The sequence below is a fragment of the Marivita sp. genome, assembly GCF_048006345.1.
Lineage (GTDB): Bacteria > Pseudomonadota > Alphaproteobacteria > Rhodobacterales > Rhodobacteraceae > Marivita.
The window spans coordinates 3,568,527-3,584,355 of sequence record NZ_CP180351.1 but is presented as its reverse complement, the minus strand read 5'-3'; the positions used below and the strand labels follow the sequence as shown (position 1 = coordinate 3,584,355).

Sequence of the window (15,829 nt, the reverse complement as noted above, 5' to 3'; positions counted from 1 at the left end):
GGCTTTTGCCTCAGCGCGCCGCATTGGTCGAGGGCTATTCGGCGGCCTCGGCCCCGATAAAGCCGCCTGACTGCCTGTCCCAATAGCGCGCGTAGAGTCCATCCTTCGCAAGCAGCGCGTCATGGGTGCCGACTTCGACGATGTGTCCCTCGTCCATCACCACGATCCGGTCCATGCTGGCGATGGTGGAAAGGCGATGCGCGATGGCCAGAACCGTCTTGCCGCGCATGACGTGATCCAATGCAGTCTGGATCTCGGACTCTACCTCTGAGTCGAGTGCGCTGGTCGCCTCGTCCAGCACAAGGATCGGCGCATCCTTCAGGATCGCACGGGCAAGCGCAATGCGCTGTCTCTGCCCACCCGACAGCTTGACACCCCGCTCCCCAAGATGGGCGGCATATCCGGTGCGCCCCCTGTGATCGACCAGACCCAGAATGAACTCATGCGCCGAGGCACGTTGTGCCGCCTCGAACACCTCTTCGTCAGACGCATTAGGCCTGCCGTAGCGGATGTTCTCCATCGCGGATCGGTTGAACATCGAAGTTTCCTGCCGGACAACGGAAATGTCCGTCCGCAGCGCAATCTGGGTCACGTCGCGGATATCAGTTCCACCCACCGTGATCCGTCCCTTTTCCACGTCATAGAGCCGCAACAAGAGCGACACGACCGTAGATTTGCCAGCACCGGACGCGCCCACAAGCGCAACCTTCTCGCCTTCCGCAACGGTCAGATCAAACCCGTTCAAGGCCCGAGCAGCGCGGCCATACCCGAAAGACACATTGTCGAAATGGATTGGTCCCGTCGGCACGCTGCCCTGCGCAGAGGCGCGGTCGGTGATCCCATGTGTCGGCGTCAGCGTTCCGATGCCGTCCTCGACCTCGCCAATGTTGGTAAAGATCGACATCGCGACCCGACCCAGACGGTTGGTGAGCATAGACAGGCGTGTGGTGATCATCGCAGTCATGGCGATATCGCCGGCGGTGGCGCTGCCCGCGCTCCAAAGCCAAAGCGCACCGAGAATGGCAAACAAGGGCAGAATGCCACCCAAGGTCATCAGCACCATGCGGAACACCGCCGACAACGTGCCAAACTCAATCGATCGGTCGCGGTAGGCATCAAGCGCCCCGCGTGTTGCCGTATCCTCATCCGCATCCCGCGCAAAAAGCTTCACAGCCGCGATGTTGGAATAGATGTCCACTACCTGTCCGGTCACATGGGTACGTGCACCGGCCCGCGCCTTGGACCGTTTCTGAACACGGGGAATGAAATACCGTAATGCGGCCGCATAAAACCCTGCCCACACGACGAAGATCAAAAGCAAGCGCGCGTCGATCGTGAGCATCAAAATGAACGCACCGATGAACATCGCAATCGAATAGATCACGACATCGGACACCTCGATCACTAGATCGGTCAGCGCCCGTGCAGTCTGAATCGCCTTTTGACTGAGTCGACCCGCAAAGTCGTTCTCGAAGAACTGCATGGAATGGCCCAGCGTGTGCTGGTTGAGCCGCGCCAGGACCATCGGATAAAGGTTCGGCCCCAACAAGATGCTGGTCACACCCGCGTCCATCACGAAGATCAGCGGGCGGATCACCAGAAAGAACGCAACACCCACGATGACCACTGGCCAGAACGTGGCCCAGAAGGCACCCTGTTCGGCAATCTCGGTCTGGTCGATCACCCAACCGGTAAAGCGGGCAGCGACAAGTTCGGACATGCCGGTCACAAAGGTGATCGCAAAAGCGATGAGAATGGCCCGCTCGGCACCCCGCAACGCCCAGCGCATGAACGGCAAGATATCTTGCGGCGGGGGGCCCTCTGCGGGATCGAACGGTTTGATGAAATCCGCGATCGCCTTCATTCGGCAGCCTCCGCGCCGATGAACCCGCCGGACTGCCGATCCCAATACCGCGCATAAAGCCCGTTCTGCGCCAAAAGCGCGTCATGCGTTCCGATTTCAGCGATCCGACCGGCATCCATGACGATGATCCGGTCCATATTGGCAATCGTCGACAGACGGTGTGCAATGGCCAGAACAGTCTTGCCCTCCATCACGCGCTCGAGTGCCGACTGGATCTGTGCCTCGACTTCGGAATCAAGCGCACTGGTTGCCTCGTCCAAAACAAGGATCGGCGCATTCTTGAGAATGGCCCGCGCAAGCGCGATGCGTTGTCGTTGACCGCCCGACAGTTTGACACCCCGTTCGCCTAGATGCACCGCATACCCACGACGTCCACGGGAATCCTCTAACCCAAGGATGAACTCATGCGCCTCTGCCTTCTCGGCAGCGCGGAACACTTCAGCCTCTGTTGCATCGGGGCGACCGTACCGGATGTTGTCCAGCGCCGAGCGATTGAACATCGCGGTCTCCTGCGTGACCATACCGATCTGCCGCCGCAAACTGTCTTGGGTGACAGCCGCAATGTCCTGCCCGTCTATGGTAATGCGGCCTTTTTCGGTGTCATAGAGCCGCAACAAAAGCGACACGAGCGTGGATTTACCCGCGCCCGACGCCCCCACCACGGCAAGCTTTTCACCCGCCGCAATATCCAGCGTCACGTCTTCGATCCCGCCCTCGCGCTGTCCATACGCGAATGAAACGCCTTCAAACCGGATGTGCCCGTCTGTCACGATAAGGTCGCTCGCGGTTGGAACATCCTCGATCCGCTGCGCAGGGGCCAAGGTATTCATCCCGTCCTCAACCTCACCCACATGGCTGTAGATCACCATGATCGTGTAGCTGATCCACCCGGTCATCTGAGACAATCGTATCCCAACCGCACCGACGGCGGCGATGTCTCCTGGGGTCACGTTCCCATTGCCGCGCATGGCAATGGCCATACCCACCAATACAATCGGAAGCGCCCCCGCGATGAACATCAAACCGAGGCGAAACAGGGTCTGTGCCTCGCCAAAGCGCAGCGCAGTGCCGCGCAGATGTTCCATCGCGCCCAGCGCTTTTCCGTCCTCGTGCCGATCCCCCGCAAAGAGTTTGACGGTCTTGATGTTGCTGATCGTATCGACAACCTGTCCGGTGACCTGCGCTTTGGCCTCCGCACGGGCAGCAGATCGCGCGCGGATGATCGGCAGCATCACCCGCAGAAATCCCAGATAGACGGCAAACCAAACGGCGAGCGCGAGGATCATCCAAGGGCTGACAGCGCCTACCAGAAACGCTGTGCCAAGGATCGTGGCCAGACCAAAGGTCACCGCGTTGACCGTTTCGATAACGATCTCGGTCAGCGAATTCGAAGCCTGCATCTTCTTCTGTGCAAGTCGTCCCGCGAAATCATTGTCAAAGAAGGTGACGGATTGCCCAAGTGTCCAGCGGAACATGCGCGCCATGACCTGCATCCCGATATTGGGACCAATCATCACCGACTGCGTCAGGGCCAGACCCCCAAACAGCAGCGGGCGCGCGATCAGAAGAACAAAGACACAGGCAAAGATAAGGCCACCGTGTTCCGACAGGAACGCATCAGGCGACGTGGCAGACACCGCATCCACAACATCACCAAGCAACTGCATCGACACAACTTCGGTCAGACCTGCCAAAACCGATATGACAACGCCCAGCCAGACCACTCGCCAACCGCCCCTCAGACACCACGCCATGAACGCGCGAAGCTGAATCGGTGGTACACCCGGGGCCGGTGCGTCGGGATCGATCTGGTTTCCGGCAAGCTCTATCAGTTTTTGGTAACTGTGCCGTATCATTCCGCGGCCTTTGTATCAGGATCAAGGAACCCACCCGACTGGCGGGCCCAGAACCCTGCATATAGCCCGCCTTTGGCCAATAGCGCGTCATGGCTGCCCTGTTCGACAATCCGGCCCTCATCCATGACCAGAATGCGGTCCATATGCGCGATGGTCGACAACCGGTGAGCGATGGCGATGACGGTCTTGCCTTCCATCATGCCATAAAGCGTATCCTGAATCGCCGCCTCGACCTCGGAATCGAGCGCGCTTGTCGCCTCGTCCAACAGCAGGATCGGTGCGTTCTTGAGGATCACGCGGGCCAAGGTCACGCGCTGCCGTTGACCACCCGAAAGCTTGACCCCCCGTTCGCCCACCTGCGCATCATACCCGGTGCGACCCTGCGGGTCTTGCAGGTTGAGGATGAAGTCATGCGCCTGTGCCTGCTTGGCCGCTGCGATCATCTCGGCCTCCGTCGCATTGGGACGGCCATACAGAATGTTGTCCCGGACAGAGCGGTGCAGCAACGAGCTGTCCTGCTGAACCATGCCAATGGCCAGACGCAGACTGTCTTGCGTGACATGCGAAATGTCCTGACCGTCGATCAGTATGCGCCCGCTTTCGGCTTCGTAGAACCGCAAGAGCAGCTTGACCAATGTGGATTTGCCCGCCCCGGATCGCCCGATCAGACCAACCTTCTCACCGGGTTTGATTGTCAGGTTGATCGCGTTCAAGCCCCCGGAATCGCGGCCATAGTGGTGTGTTAGAGACTGAATCTCGATATTTCCCTCGGTCAGGTTCAACGGTTTGGCATCCGGTTGATCCACCAACGTTATGGGCTGGGCAATGGTTTCCATTCCTTCGGCCACAACACCCAATTGGCGGAAGAACGAGGTCAGCGCCCACATGATCCAACCGGTCATCGCATTAAGGCGCAGTGTCAGCGCAGTCGCCGCAGCGACGATCCCGACGCTGGCCTGGCCTTGCATCCAGAGCCAGAATGCCCAACCCACGACGGCAACGATCAAAAGTCCGTTCAGCGTGACAAGCACCACATCCATGATGGTGAAAAGCCGCATCTCGTATTGGAACGTCTTTCGGGTGTTCTCGATCGCGTCCTTGGCGTAAGTCAGTTCGGTATCGCTGTGTGCGAACATCTTGACGGAATGGATGTTGGTATAACTGTCGACCACACGCCCGGTCACCTCTGACCGCGCATCGGACGCTGCCTGCGACGCGGGGCCAACCCGTTTGACTGTCCACACCACCAATGCGCCATACAGAAACAGCCAGCCAATCATGGGAATCGCAAGACGCGGATCCGCCTGCCCAAGCAGAACCAAGGCCCCGATCACGTAGGCCAGCGAGAACGTAATTGCGTCGAACACCTGAAACACCGCTTCGCCTGCGGCGGGTGGGGTCTGCATGATCCGGTTCGCGATGCGCCCGGCAAAATCGTTCTCGAACCAGCCGACCGACTGGCGGAGCACATGCTTGTGCGCCCGCCACCGGATCAAGGTGCCGAAATTCGGCAGAATCGTGTTGTTCAGAAGCAGAACATCCAAGGCCTGCAAGGCAGGCCGAACCAGCAGGATGAACACGGCAAGCGCAATCAACCAGCCGCCATAGGCCTCCCACACCTCTGTCGGATCACCGGCAAGGATATCGACAACCCAACCCATCGCCCAGATGAGCCCGATTTCGATGGACGCAACAACAACCGACATGATCGCGGCATAGACAAAAACCCGTTTGAACGGTTGCGCGTAGTCGAGCATGAACGGCAAAAGCCGCGTCGGCGGTGCATCCTTTTCGTCGTAGCGGCCGTAGGGATCGACCAGATTTTCGAAAAAGCGGAACACCAAACGGTCTCCTTGGGAAACAGGCAAGAGGCCCAGATCACGCAGAAGCGCGTGTGGCCCGTGACGACAGATAAATCAATGTTCGGTGTTGTCCGTATGACACCGCAACTTTAGCGCGGGTTTTTTCCAGAGAAAACCCGTCTACCCCAGAAGATCAGTTTTGCTGAGTGTAAATCCGGATGCGATCCACGTGTCCTCAACCTCGCGCAGCTTTTCGCCCAGCGCGGCACCCGAGTACGCGGGCATCAGATCTCCGGGCTTGACCGGACATTTCTGGTTAGATCCGATTTCGGCGGCACGCATCGCCTCGGGGTCAAGCGGCATTTCCAGAAGCACCGCCCGCAACAGCAGCACATCCCACGCGATGTCTCGTCCATACCGATAGCCAAGTTCAGAAGCCGTTTCCGATGTGGAAATCAGGCTCTGATACTGCCCAAGTCGCCGTTGATCCTTTTTTGATAAACGCAATTCGGTCCCGTCGAATACAGCAAGTGCTGCCAAACGCCGAAGCGGATCTGGCGCCAATCCGACAGACTGCTCAAGATTCACCAACGGGGCCAAACCAGACATCTGGCTTCCTGGCAGAACAGCATTCAAGACGCCGCTCTGCGCCATTGATCCGACCGCCGGTGCCGGTTCGTGCGCAGACAAGAGCTTGATAAGTTCTGCGCCGATCCTCTCGCGCGACAGTCCGCGCAATCCGTCAAGGCTGACCGCGATGGCGGCCAGCGCATCAGGATCAAAACCAAGATCGGGGTCCCCGTACCACGCGGAAAAGCGAAAAAAGCGGAGGATGCGAAGGTAATCCTCGGCAATACGATCCTGCGCAGTCCCGATGAACCGCACGTGTCGCGCTTCAAGGTCAGGCAATCCTCCCAATGGGTCGATAACCCGACCGGACGCGTCCGCATAAAGCGCATTCATCGTGAAATCGCGCCGTGCCGCATCTTCGGCCATGTCTGTCGAAAACCGCACCACGGCATGACGCCCATCGGTTTCGGTATCCGCGCGAAAGGTCGTGACCTCATAGCCGACACCTGCCGAAACGACCGTGATGGTCCCATGTTCAATACCGGTGGGCACCGACTTGAGGCCTGCATCTTGGGCAAGCGCCTGTACGGTTTCCGGCATGGCGTCAGTGGCGATGTCGACATCGGTCACCGGAACACCCATGAGCGCGTTTCGAACGCATCCACCGACAGCAAACGCGCTGTTCCCGCGAGCTTGCAAAGCGGTAAACACCGCTTGCGTGCCCTGCGAACTTAGCCAATCACCGGTAACCCTCATTCCACACCCATCCGATGCGCCAACCCACGCAGGATACGTGCGGTGGCCCCCCAAATGTAATACGGTCCAAACGGAACGGTGTAGTAGTGTCGACGTGTGCCCCGCCAGCGGCGGGATTGAATGGTGAACAACGCCACATCCGTCACATGAGCCAAAGGCACGCGGAACACCTCGGCCACTTCGCCCGGTTCTGGCTGCACATCGAAATCCCGGTCAATCCAACCGATCACCGGCGTGACAAGAAAACCCGTCACGGTTTCATGGGTGGGAAGCGTGCCAAGAACCTCGATATGACCACGCGGCAAGCCCACTTCTTCCTCGGCTTCGCGCAAGGCTGCAGCGATCACATCCGCATCACCTTCATCCTGCTTGCCGCCGGGAAAGGCGATCTGGCCGGGATGGTGTTTCAGCCGTGACGACCGCTTCGTCAAAAGCACCTCGGCACCTTGCGGACCTGCAATAACCGGCACCAAAACACCAGCGGGGCGCAGTTTGCGCCCCTCTGGAAGAACCACATCTGGGTTCAGGTCAAAGTCGGACGATGCCGTACTGTTTTGCAACAACGCCGCTTCAAGCCGCACCCGGTCATTCACCAGACACCTCTTCGGCCTCGAACCCGACGGTCGCAGGATCAAGATCGTAATGTGCGCCGCAGAACTGGCAATCAGCGGTCACGCGACCCTCTGCCGTGGTCATCGTTGAAATATCCTTGGCCGAATAGATCGACAGGCTTTGCCGGACACGGTCTTCGGAGCAGGTACAGCCAAAGCGCACCGGCAACGCATCGAACACGCGCGGTCCCTCCTCATGGAACAGCCGGAACAGCAGGTCGGTCGATGGCAGGGTCGGGCCAATCAGCTCCATGTCCTCAACCGTCGCCAAGTGAAAGTTCACCCGGTTCCAATGTTCGCCCTCGTCCTCGTTCAACAGATCTTCGGCGTGCAACAGACCGCCTTCACCCGATCCACCGTCGGTCGCAAAAGGCGACGCCTTGGGCATGTGCTGGACCATGATCCCGCCCGCGCGCCAATGCTGCGGCACACCTGGCTCGGTAGACTGACCAAAGCTGAGCGCGAATTTGGTCGGCAACTGTTCGGACTGTGCAAAATACGCTTCCGCGCAGCTTGCCAAGGTCTGGCCCGTGAGCGGTGTGATCCCCTGATAAGGCTGCATCCCTTTACCCTGATCCATCAGGATCGCAAAATAGCCCTCGCCGATCTGCGCCATCGCGGGTCCATCGTTGATCCGGTCAGGATCAAAGCTGGCATAAGCGCGGATGCGTGCGGGCTCACCTTCGGCTTCGGGCGCGTAGAAATCCGTGGCAATCATGCGCACAGCACCCTTGGTCTGGATCTGCAATGACAGCTTCCAGCGGAGTTTGATCGTCTGCCCGATCAACGCGGTCAGCAACGCCATCTCGGCCACAAGCGCTTCCACCGGGGCCGGGTAGTTGTGCTGCTTGAGAATTCCGCTCAACACCCCGTCCAGACGGGCCACTCGGCCACGAATGTCCGAACGGTCAAGTTGAAATGGCAGGACGGTGTCGTCCCAGGCGATTTTCGATCCGAGTGTCATGGATTTTCCTTGCTTGCCGCCCTCCGGCATGTTCGGGACTATATAAGGGACGATCCGGCAGGTCCAAGGGGCAGAAGGGGAATGACACGATGCGCAGGTACGGCGAGGCACCCGAAACAGGGCGATCCTACAAGGTTCGAACAGGCGCTTATGCCATTTTGCCAACTGAGGGCAGCTTACTTCTGACACATCAGGACGCTCCGGAACCCGAGGTGCAATTGCCGGGTGGTGGCATCGACCCGGGTGAATCCCCAGTCCAGGCTTTGATTCGGGAAGTCTATGAAGAAACCGGCTGGCGCATCTCCCGACCCCGACGTCTGGGCGCGTATCGGCGGTTCACCTACATGCCGGAATACGATCTCTGGGCAGAGAAGATCTGCCTGATTTACATGGCCTCTCCGGTTATTCCCTATGGCGACCCTTTGGAACCGGGGCACACCGCTTTGTGGATGGGTGTCGATGAGGCGCTGAATACTTTGGCCAATTCCGGCGACCGCGATTTCGTGGCGCGCTATGCGTCACACCTGACCGTATTCCAAAAGCGCAGCTGAGATATCGTCGTCAAACTCGGTCGCGCCAGCCAATCTGTCGCGCAACGCATCGTAAAGTGCATCCAGAAAATCGGGCCCCGAAAGACCCGAAGCAACCGTGCGAACCACGTCGAGAAGACCGACAGTGTCGAGCATTGACCCATCAGGCAGGACTGCTTCGGTAAACCCGTCTGTATAAAGCAAGAGCCGATCGCCCGGTGCCAGCTGGAGTGTGTGATCATGGAACATGGCATCGTCGATCAAGCCAACGGGCAATCCTCCTGAACCGATGAACTCTGCCGTTCCATCACCACGCAGCAGAAGCGGCGGCGGATGCCCCGCTTGGACGAACCGCGCAAGTCCAGTGTCTTGGGCAACATGAACATAGGCCAAGGTCAGGTATTCGGTCACGCCTTGCTGCCCGACCACCCTCGCATTCAGACGTGCCGCCATGTGTGCCGGTGGAAGAAAGGAAAACCCGTCATCCCCCCGCTGCAACGCAAGGTTTTCGTCGGGAAATTCTGAACTCAGGTACCCCGCAACACGAGCCGTCATCATGGCTGACGTGATGCCATGGCCGGATACATCGAGACTAAACAGGCCGAAATCGCCGTTTTCGACCGAGAACATTCCAGCAAGGTCGCCACCGACATGCCCACAGGACCGCAAAAGCACACTGACCCGGCTGTTGCCGAAAATCGCAGATCGGACAGGCATCAAGGATTGCTGCAGCACTCGCGCTTGCTGAAGATCCTTGTCGATGGAGGCATGAATGCTCTGTAATTCGGCCAGCGTGTCAGCGATCACCGCATTCTTCGACCGAAGCTCCTGTTCCATCGACAGGATACGGGCACCGGCATTGATCCGGGCGCGCAATTCGTCGCCATTCACCGGCTTTGTCAAGAAATCATCGGCCCCGGATTCCAGCCCGGTGGCCACGGCCGCCTTTTCGGATTTCGATGTCAGAAGGATAAAGTAGCCATAGGCCGCCCGCCGGGTCGCGCGGAACGCGGCACAAAACTCCGGCCCGCTCAGCCCCGGCATCATCCAGTCCGAAATAATGAAATGCGGCTGAAACGTTTGGCACAGTTCCAAGCCGGTTTCGGCATCTTCAGCCTCCGCCACCTCGAACCCCCAGCGTTTGAGCATGAGGGTGAGGATCCGACGCTGTGCGCGACTGTCGTCAACGACAAGCACGCGACGCAGAAGCGCGTCTTGCACATTGGGGAACGCAAACTTCGCGCTCTGAAACATAACCATCACCAACCCATGCGTCGGCCCCCGGTGTCTCTTTAGCTGCTGGGCGTTAACGGAAAGTGAAAACCAAAATCCACGACATCAGGCAGCGTTGTTTTGCAAAATCTTCATCTTTGATTGCTACCCCGTCCGCGTGATGGAGGGTCTCATGATCGACTGGACACGTGTTGAAGAACTGCGCGATGAAATCGGCCCCGAAGATTTCGCCGAGGTTGCGGAACTCTTCCTAATGGAGGTTGAGGATACGCTGTCTCGGCTCAAAGATGCTGAAAACGATAGCCAGACTCTGCAGGAATTGATGCATTTCCTGAAAGGCTCGGCACTCAATCTGGGATTTTCGCAGCTTGCAGAGACCTGCAGCACAGCGGAATCAGCCGCCGCCAAGGGCAGCATCCAAACTGATATCCCTTACCTGAAATCCCTGTACAACCAGTCCCGCATTCTGTTCGAAGCCGAATACGCGCAGCGGTTCGCTGCCTAGATAAATTTATGGAGTGATGCCGGGTCCGATCCGTCTGCCTGTTCGAAGACGTGATCACGCAAACGTTGCATTCCTGCGATCCATCGGTCCGTATCGGCAGCGCGCTGTGCGAAATAAGTCTGCGCCTCCGGGTGCGGGAAGATCATGAACCGTCCTTCGTCGATCCCCCGCAAAGTCGCCTCGGCCACCGCATCGGGTGTAATCACCCCTTCAGGACGCAAGTCATTGGGCGAATCGTAGCCCAACAACGGCGTTGCAACGTAGAGCGGGCAAACAACAGACACCTGAATTCCGTCCCTGCCGTATTCGATTGCCAGTGATTGCGCCAGACTGACTGCGGCATGTTTCGTCGCGGAATAAGCGGCATCCCCGATCTGCGACAGCACGCCCGCCGCCGATGCGACATTGACCAGAACGCCGGACCGGCGCGCGACCATCTTCGGCAACAGCAACCGCGTCGCGCGCAAATGCGACATGACATGCAAATCCCAGCTTTTTTGCCAATGCGCATCTGACCGCGATGTTGGACCATCTGGCTCGCCCAGCGCGAAACCCGCGTTGGAAAACAACATGTCCACCTGGCCAAAAGCAGCCTCCGCAGCAGCGACCATCTTAACGATGTCACCCGGATCGCTCAGGTCGCCTTGATACGGCACGCCGCCGATCTCATCCGCAATCCGCCCTGCGTGGTCACCGTTCAAATCGCACACAAGAACGTAAACGCCCCGTGCCGCCAAAGCCCGGGCCAAGGCCGCGCCGATGCCCTGCCCAGCCCCGGTGACAATCGCAGTTGCCCCGTCGAACCGCATCAGATCACGAATTGCGACAGCAGATCGTCGTCGGTGATGTCCTGATAGGTAAAACCCGCCGCATTCAGCTGCCCGAAAAGCCGGTCGAAATTGACCGCATTGCGCGTTTCGATCCCGATCAGCACAGAACCGTAGTTTCGCGCCGATTTCTTCAGGTATTCGAACCGTGCGATGTCGTCCTCAGGACCAAGGAAGTTCAGGAAATCCTTAAGCGCACCGGGTCGCTGCGGCAGCCGCAGGATAAAGTATTTCTTCAATCCAAGGTATTTCTGGGCCCGTTCCTTGACTTCAGGCAAACGCTCAAAATCGAAGTTGCCGCCGGTGGTCACGCACACAACCGTACGTCCCTTGATCGACTGACCCAAATCCTGCAACGCATCGACCGACAAAGCACCGGCAGGCTCCAACACGATCCCCTCAACATTGAGCATTTCAAGAATCGTAGTGCACAGACGGTCTTCCTTGATGGTCAGCGTATTTGCCAACCCGATCCCATTAAGCCGCGCAAAGGTCTTTTGCCCGATCTGACCCACCGCAGCGCCATCGGCAAAGGTGTTCACATAATCAAGACGCACCGGCTTGCCGGCCTCAAGTGCCGCGCGCAAACAGGCACCACCAGCTGGTTCGACAAACGTGTATTGGCAATCAGTGCCAAGATAGCTGAGCATGCCAGCCGACAAACCCCCACCACCGACAGGCAAGACGATATGGTCCGGCATCCGGCCCAATTGTTCGATCACCTCGACCGCGACGCTGGCTTGCCCTTCGATCACGTCCTCATCATCGAACGGAGACAGGAAATGTCCTCCGGCTTCGGCGCAAAACGCTTGGGCAGCGGCTAGTGTGTCGTCGAAATAGTCACCAATCAGACGGATCTCGATGCTATCGCCCCCGAACATCGCAGTCTTCTGAATTTTCTGTTGCGGCGTTGTCACCGGCATGAAAATCACGCCGGTCTTGCCGAAATGCTTGCACATATAGGCCACGCCCTGCGCGTGATTTCCCGCGCTTGCGCAGACAAACAGCTCTACATCGGAGCGCTTGCGCATCGCGTTAAACGCACCGCGCAGCTTGTAACTGCGTACAGGGGAAAGATCTTCGCGCTTGAGGTAAATCTCCGCGTCGTATCGTTCCGACAGATGTGCATTGCGCAGCAGCGGCGTCGGCGGGAAAACCTCGCGCATCGCCAGGGTCGCGTCACGCGCGGATTGTGCAAAATCAGTCATATATCCCCCTCGGGGCAGTAGCGCACGGGCGCAAGCGGTCAGTCAATGGGGCGATCTTCGACGAAATGCCCGTAAAGCGTGGTCAAAACCGAAATCCCGATGATCGTGGCGAACCAGTTGACCACCAGCGAATAGACCACGTTGATCGCGGAACTGGGATTATCGTTGAACCACGAAGGAAGCTGGATGATCACGCTTGCGCCGACCACGATCAACGCAAGAACAAGGATCGTTCCGCTTTGCCCCCTGGTCACGTCCCAGGTCTCTCCCAGCGTCAGCTTATCGCCCAGCGCCGCAGCCGGCAGCATCACACCCAAGCGGAAGAACAAATAAGCTGCTAAGCCAATCAGAACCAACGACATGACGCCCGCCAGCGCAGGCAACCCGATCGAAATGATGCCAACGGGAATCGACAGAACCATCACGCCGAGAACAACCAACACGCCGATCAGGATGGACCGCCCGAGATACCCCATGACCGCGGAGCCATGAAACGTCGGCAGCCAGCCAGACGTGCTTTCCCCGGTCAGCGCAAAACGATGCCACGCGACCGCGATCCATAGGCTGGCGATCACCGCCAGAATACCCAAGATGATGGTCGGAAAGATCGTTTCCGGCGACATGACCGGCACCTGCGTTCCTTCGAAGTCCATCATTTGCGGCGGATTCAGGAAACTGTAGACCGTGTAAATGCTCTGAATGAGATACAGAACCAGCGAAAGGCGGAAGGCCTGTTCCAGATTGGCCATCACCAGATTGAACGAATGTCGGAAAATCTGCCAACCTTTCATCCCACTCATCACCCCGTCTCCTCTGCCCTGTTCCAAGGCCACTTCTTGCCCCTGCTCTGAAAAACAAGTAATCGCCCCGGCAAACCCGTTAAAGGAAAACCCATGTCTGCGCCCAAAAAAGTTGTTCTGGCCTACTCCGGTGGCCTTGATACCTCGATCATTCTGAAATGGCTGCAAACGGAGTATGGTTGCGAAGTCGTGACCTTCACCGCCGATCTGGGCCAAGACGAAGAACTGGAGCCAGCGCGCGAAAAGGCGGTCATGCTCGGGATTGATCCTTCGAACATCTACATCGAGGACGTGCGCGAAGAATTCGTCCGCGATTTTGTCTTCCCGATGTTCCGCGCCAACGCACTGTACGAAGGGTTGTACCTGCTTGGCACCTCCATCGCCCGGCCGCTGATCTCCAAGCGTCTTGTTGAAATCGCCGCGATGACCGGTGCCGACGCCGTGGCGCATGGCGCAACCGGCAAGGGCAATGATCAGGTCCGGTTCGAACTGGCGGCTTACGCGCTCAACCCCGATATCAAGGTGATTGCGCCGTGGCGCGAATGGGATCTGACCTCGCGGACCAAACTGCTGGACTTCGCCGAAAAGAACCAGATCCCGATCGCCAAGGACAAGCGCGGCGAGGCACCGTTCTCGGTCGATGCAAACCTGCTCCACACTTCGTCCGAAGGTAAGGTTCTGGAAGACCCCGCGCAGGAAGCGCCCGATTACGTCTACCAGCGCACCGTGCATCCCGAAGATGCGCCCGATACGCCCGAAATGGTCGAGATCACCTTTGAAAAGGGTGATGCCGTTGCCATCAACGGCGAGGCGATGTCCCCTGCCACGATCCTGACCAAGCTGAATGAGCTTGGCGGCAAGCACGGCGTCGGTCGTCTGGACCTCGTGGAAAACCGCTTTGTCGGTATGAAGTCACGAGGCATCTACGAGACACCGGGCGGCACAATCCTGCTCGAAGCGCATCGGGGCATCGAACAGATCACGCTCGATTCAGGCGCAGGCCACCTCAAGGATTCGATCATGCCGCGCTATGCGGAACTGATCTACAATGGTTTTTGGTTCAGCCCCGAACGCGAAATGCTTCAGGCCTTGATCGATAAGAGCCAAGAACACGTCACCGGCACTGTGCGCGTCAAACTCTACAAGGGCTCCTGCAACACAGTTGCCCGCTGGTCGGATCATTCGCTCTATTCCGAGGCCCACGTGACCTTCGAAGAAGACGCGGGTGCCTACGATCAGAAAGACGCGCAAGGCTTCATCCAGCTCAACGCACTGCGTCTGAAGCTGCTGGCGGCACGGAACCGTCGGCTGAGCGGAAAGTAAAAGGCCCCGCCAAAACGGCGAAGCCTCGGAACTGACCTGCCGTCCCAGCGACGGCAGGTCGGTTCAGTAGACTTACATGCCTGACGATACTGCAAAGCCGGTGATCCCGCCCATGCCAAGGTCTGCCAGCATTTCAGCTGCACCAGTGTCGAGGTTGATGGAGTAAAGACCGGCGGTTTCCGATCCTTCCATCTGGAGAATTGCGTACCCCATGTTTTCGCCCTGCGCAGGCGAGAGGATGTCAAATCCACCCATCGCGGCAAGATCAACGGCTTCGCCACCGACAGTGACCGCACCAATCGTTGCGAGCGTGCCTTCATTGTTGGCAAGGCTGACCAGAGCGTCGGTCGCCGCATCCAAGGCATATTGGAACGTGCTTTCCGCCTTCATGCCATTGATCGCATTTGTGTAGGCATTGGCAAAAATCATCGGCTCAGCACCCGCGTTTGCATCGCCATCCGCATAAGCCAGATCGTTGAACCGACGCACCGACCCGGCGCGTTCGTCATTGTCACCGAAGCCTTCAGGGAAATAGACAAGATTGTCACCCGCCGTCGAGACGACCCGCACCGCATCAATCGCGTTGTTGAAGTCGAACCCGACAGAGGCACCCTCTGCCACCATGGCATCGTCCATGAACGACGCACCCAAGTCGGTCATCTCTCCAGACATCGGGTCGATGGTAAAGATGGCCCCATTCGAAAAGCCAAGAAGATGACCTGTCACAGGGCGGTAGGCAATGGCGTGAACGGCTGTTGCAAGATCAAAGGTCATCACATCGCCCGGTGCAGAAATGTCAGACATAACGACAAGCGTCTTTCCGTCATTGGCCAAGGCATGACCCATGGTCGTGGCATGCCCTGCCGCCATCGCGCCGGTTGCCGACATGGCCAAAACGGTCGCTGTAAGTACTGTCTTCATGTGTCTCTCTCCTGATTGCAGGCGGGCTGGATACCCGCGCTTGCAACAAGTCACGCATG

The 15,829-nt window shown here is 58.4% G+C and carries 14 protein-coding genes; 3 read left to right on the top strand and 11 right to left on the bottom strand.

Features of this window, described 5'->3' with window-relative positions; translation table 11 throughout:
- Positions 1-34: 34 nt before the first annotated feature.
- From ACMVPR_RS17485 to ACMVPR_RS17460, 6 genes are all read right to left on the bottom strand, one after another.
- Complete coding sequence (locus ACMVPR_RS17485) at positions 35-1,864, bottom strand: ABC transporter ATP-binding protein (protein WP_416883909.1); 1,830 nt, start codon at positions 1,862-1,864, stop codon at positions 35-37.
- A complete protein-coding gene (locus tag ACMVPR_RS17480; RefSeq protein WP_416883908.1) occupies positions 1,861-3,720 on the bottom strand; it encodes an ABC transporter ATP-binding protein in 1,860 nt (619 codons plus the stop codon). The genes ACMVPR_RS17485 and ACMVPR_RS17480 overlap by 4 nt, the downstream gene beginning before the upstream one ends.
- Entirely contained in the window at positions 3,717-5,561 is a 1,845-nt protein-coding gene (locus ACMVPR_RS17475) for an ABC transporter ATP-binding protein (RefSeq protein ID WP_416883907.1), read from the bottom strand. The genes ACMVPR_RS17480 and ACMVPR_RS17475 overlap by 4 nt, the downstream gene beginning before the upstream one ends.
- 141 nt (positions 5,562-5,702) lie before the next feature.
- The gene (locus tag ACMVPR_RS17470) at positions 5,703-6,848 is read right to left on the bottom strand and encodes a CCA tRNA nucleotidyltransferase (RefSeq protein WP_416883906.1); all 1,146 of its coding nucleotides are present in this window, start codon (positions 6,846-6,848) and stop codon (positions 5,703-5,705) included.
- Entirely contained in the window at positions 6,845-7,441 is a 597-nt protein-coding gene (locus ACMVPR_RS17465) for a CoA pyrophosphatase (protein ID WP_416883905.1), read from the bottom strand. The genes ACMVPR_RS17470 and ACMVPR_RS17465 overlap by 4 nt, the downstream gene beginning before the upstream one ends.
- Positions 7,434-8,423, bottom strand: a complete 990-nt coding sequence (locus tag ACMVPR_RS17460) for an Hsp33 family molecular chaperone HslO (RefSeq protein WP_416883904.1) — start codon at positions 8,421-8,423, stop codon at positions 7,434-7,436. Before ACMVPR_RS17460 ends, ACMVPR_RS17465 begins: the two co-directional genes overlap by 8 nt.
- Before the next feature lie 89 nt (positions 8,424-8,512).
- Here ACMVPR_RS17460 and ACMVPR_RS17455 point away from each other — a divergent pair, with 89 nt between their 5' ends.
- Entirely contained in the window at positions 8,513-8,974 is a 462-nt protein-coding gene (locus ACMVPR_RS17455) for an NUDIX domain-containing protein (RefSeq protein WP_416883903.1), read from the top strand.
- Here ACMVPR_RS17455 and ACMVPR_RS17450 read toward each other — a convergent pair.
- Positions 8,942-10,207: a PP2C family protein-serine/threonine phosphatase gene (locus tag ACMVPR_RS17450; RefSeq protein WP_416883902.1), complete on the bottom strand. Its 1,266-nt coding sequence runs from the start codon at positions 10,205-10,207 to the stop codon at positions 8,942-8,944. The two genes, ACMVPR_RS17455 and ACMVPR_RS17450, sit on opposite strands and share 33 nt — an antisense overlap.
- A 151-nt stretch (positions 10,208-10,358) precedes the next feature.
- On the opposite strand from ACMVPR_RS17450, the gene ACMVPR_RS17445 reads away from it, so the two are divergent.
- On the top strand, positions 10,359-10,691 hold the full coding sequence (locus ACMVPR_RS17445; protein ID WP_416883901.1) for an Hpt domain-containing protein: 333 nt from the start codon (positions 10,359-10,361) through the stop codon (positions 10,689-10,691).
- Here ACMVPR_RS17445 and ACMVPR_RS17440 read toward each other — a convergent pair.
- Genes ACMVPR_RS17440 through ACMVPR_RS17430 form a run of 3 tightly spaced genes read right to left on the bottom strand, consistent with a single transcriptional unit; the run spans position 10,688 to position 13,526 of the window.
- Positions 10,688-11,500 (bottom strand): SDR family NAD(P)-dependent oxidoreductase, encoded by an 813-nt coding sequence (locus ACMVPR_RS17440; protein WP_416883900.1) that lies wholly within the window; start codon positions 11,498-11,500, stop codon positions 10,688-10,690. The genes ACMVPR_RS17445 and ACMVPR_RS17440 overlap by 4 nt on opposite strands.
- Positions 11,500-12,726, bottom strand: coding sequence for a threonine ammonia-lyase IlvA (gene ilvA, locus ACMVPR_RS17435; RefSeq protein ID WP_416883899.1), 1,227 nt, complete (start codon positions 12,724-12,726; stop codon positions 11,500-11,502). The genes ACMVPR_RS17440 and ilvA overlap by 1 nt, the downstream gene beginning before the upstream one ends.
- Positions 12,727-12,764: 38 nt before the next feature.
- Positions 12,765-13,526 carry a hypothetical protein gene (locus ACMVPR_RS17430; protein ID WP_416883898.1) on the bottom strand — a complete coding sequence of 254 codons (762 nt, stop codon included), beginning with the start codon at positions 13,524-13,526 and terminating at the stop codon, positions 12,765-12,767.
- A gap of 93 nt (positions 13,527-13,619) precedes the next feature.
- Between ACMVPR_RS17430 and ACMVPR_RS17425 the strand changes: the two genes are divergently transcribed.
- The gene (locus ACMVPR_RS17425; protein WP_416883897.1) at positions 13,620-14,849 is read left to right on the top strand and encodes an argininosuccinate synthase; all 1,230 of its coding nucleotides are present in this window, start codon (positions 13,620-13,622) and stop codon (positions 14,847-14,849) included.
- A 72-nt stretch (positions 14,850-14,921) separates the two neighbouring features.
- Here ACMVPR_RS17425 and ACMVPR_RS17420 read toward each other — a convergent pair whose 3' ends face one another.
- On the bottom strand, positions 14,922-15,770 hold the full coding sequence (locus ACMVPR_RS17420; protein ID WP_416883896.1) for a DUF4394 domain-containing protein: 849 nt from the start codon (positions 15,768-15,770) through the stop codon (positions 14,922-14,924).
- Positions 15,771-15,829 lie beyond the last annotated feature (59 nt).

Excerpts from the sequence above, each read along its gene's own strand:
- ACMVPR_RS17485 (WP_416883909.1), bottom strand. The coding sequence starts at position 1,864 with ATGAAGGCGATCGCGGATTTCATCAAACCGTTCGATCCCGCAGAGGGC.
- ACMVPR_RS17480 (WP_416883908.1), bottom strand. The coding sequence starts at position 3,720 with ATGATACGGCACAGTTACCAAAAACTGATAGAGCTTGCCGGAAACCAG.
- ACMVPR_RS17470 (WP_416883906.1), bottom strand. The coding sequence starts at position 6,848 with ATGAGGGTTACCGGTGATTGGCTAAGTTCGCAGGGCACGCAAGCGGTG.
- ACMVPR_RS17460 (WP_416883904.1), bottom strand. The coding sequence starts at position 8,423 with ATGACACTCGGATCGAAAATCGCCTGGGACGACACCGTCCTGCCATTT.
- ACMVPR_RS17455 (WP_416883903.1), top strand. The coding sequence starts at position 8,513 with ATGCGCAGGTACGGCGAGGCACCCGAAACAGGGCGATCCTACAAGGTT.
- ACMVPR_RS17450 (WP_416883902.1), bottom strand. The coding sequence starts at position 10,207 with ATGTTTCAGAGCGCGAAGTTTGCGTTCCCCAATGTGCAAGACGCGCTT.
- ACMVPR_RS17445 (WP_416883901.1), top strand. The coding sequence starts at position 10,359 with ATGATCGACTGGACACGTGTTGAAGAACTGCGCGATGAAATCGGCCCC.
- ACMVPR_RS17440 (WP_416883900.1), bottom strand. The coding sequence starts at position 11,500 with ATGCGGTTCGACGGGGCAACTGCGATTGTCACCGGGGCTGGGCAGGGC.
- ilvA (WP_416883899.1), bottom strand. The coding sequence starts at position 12,726 with ATGACTGATTTTGCACAATCCGCGCGTGACGCGACCCTGGCGATGCGC.
- ACMVPR_RS17430 (WP_416883898.1), bottom strand. The coding sequence starts at position 13,526 with ATGAGTGGGATGAAAGGTTGGCAGATTTTCCGACATTCGTTCAATCTG.
- ACMVPR_RS17425 (WP_416883897.1), top strand. The coding sequence starts at position 13,620 with ATGTCTGCGCCCAAAAAAGTTGTTCTGGCCTACTCCGGTGGCCTTGAT.
- ACMVPR_RS17420 (WP_416883896.1), bottom strand. The coding sequence starts at position 15,770 with ATGAAGACAGTACTTACAGCGACCGTTTTGGCCATGTCGGCAACCGGC.